The 1,741-nt window shown below is 56.2% G+C and carries 1 rRNA gene; it reads left to right on the top strand.

Going from position 1 to position 1,741, the window contains the following annotated elements:
- Positions 1–166: 166 nt before the first annotated feature.
- A 16S ribosomal RNA gene (locus BLP96_RS19690) occupies positions 167–1,706 on the top strand.
- Positions 1,707–1,741: the final 35 nt, after the last annotated feature.

Here is a 1,741-nt window from a genome sequence, read left to right as displayed (position 1 = left end):
GAGCCGCTCTTTAACAATCGATCAGGTAATTCATGTGGGCGCTTGTCGATGAGGCAGTGAGCAGTCACTGATCATCAAGGCAAGCGACTCGTCAAACGAGACGTTTGAACCTTGAGCCAAGATTGATCCGCTTCCTTCTTCGGAAGGGCAAGGATCACGATGATTTGAACTGAAGAGTTTGATCATGGCTCAGATTGAACGCTGGCGGCAGGCCTAACACATGCAAGTCGAGCGGAAACGATGGAAGCTTGCTTCCAGGCGTCGAGCGGCGGACGGGTGAGTAATGCATAGGAATCTGCCCGGTAGTGGGGGATAACCTGGGGAAACTCAGGCTAATACCGCATACGTCCTACGGGAGAAAGCAGGGGACCTTCGGGCCTTGCGCTATCGGATGAGCCTATGTCGGATTAGCTGGTTGGTGAGGTAACGGCTCACCAAGGCGACGATCCGTAGCTGGTCTGAGAGGATGATCAGCCACATCGGGACTGAGACACGGCCCGAACTCCTACGGGAGGCAGCAGTGGGGAATATTGGACAATGGGGGCAACCCTGATCCAGCCATGCCGCGTGTGTGAAGAAGGCCTTCGGGTTGTAAAGCACTTTCAGTGGGGAAGAAGGCCTTGAGGCTAATACCCTCGAGGAAGGACATCACCCACAGAAGAAGCACCGGCTAACTCCGTGCCAGCAGCCGCGGTAATACGGAGGGTGCGAGCGTTAATCGGAATGACTGGGCGTAAAGCGCGCGTAGGCGGCTTGGTAAGCCGGTTGTGAAAGCCCCGGGCTCAACCTGGGAATGGCATCCGGAACTGTCAGGCTAGAGTGCAGGAGAGGAAGGTAGAATTCCCGGTGTAGCGGTGAAATGCGTAGAGATCGGGAGGAATACCAGTGGCGAAGGCGGCCTTCTGGACTGACACTGACGCTGAGGTGCGAAAGCGTGGGTAGCAAACAGGATTAGATACCCTGGTAGTCCACGCCGTAAACGATGTCGACTAGCCGTTGGGCTCCTCGAGAGCTTAGTGGCGCAGTTAACGCGATAAGTCGACCGCCTGGGGAGTACGGCCGCAAGGTTAAAACTCAAATGAATTGACGGGGGCCCGCACAAGCGGTGGAGCATGTGGTTTAATTCGATGCAACGCGAAGAACCTTACCTACCCTTGACATCCTCGGAAGCCGGAAGAGATTCTGGTGTGCCTTCGGGAGCCGAGTGACAGGTGCTGCATGGCCGTCGTCAGCTCGTGTTGTGAAATGTTGGGTTAAGTCCCGTAACGAGCGCAACCCTTGTCCCTATTTGCCAGCGATTCGGTCGGGAACTCTAGGGAGACTGCCGGTGACAAACCGGAGGAAGGTGGGGACGACGTCAGGTCATCATGGCCCTTACGGGTAGGGCTACACACGTGCTACAATGGTCGGTACAAAGGGTTGCGAGTTCGCGAGGACGAGCCAATCCCGAAAAGCCGATCTCAGTCCGGATCGGAGTCTGCAACTCGACTCCGTGAAGTCGGAATCGCTAGTAATCGTGAATCAGAATGTCACGGTGAATACGTTCCCGGGCCTTGTACACACCGCCCGTCACACCATGGGAGTGGACTGCACCAGAAGTGGTTAGCCTAACCTTCGGGAGGGCGATCACCACGGTGTGGTTCATGACTGGGGTGAAGTCGTAACAAGGTAGCCGTAGGGGAACCTGCGGCTGGATCACCTCCTTAATCGACGACTCGCTGTTTCGCGGCAAGTGCTCACA

It is taken from the genome of Billgrantia gudaonensis, assembly GCF_900100195.1.
Lineage (GTDB): Bacteria > Pseudomonadota > Gammaproteobacteria > Pseudomonadales > Halomonadaceae > Halomonas > Halomonas gudaonensis.
The sequence above is the reverse complement of the archived record's forward strand: the minus strand, read 5'-3'. Positions and strand labels throughout refer to the sequence as shown.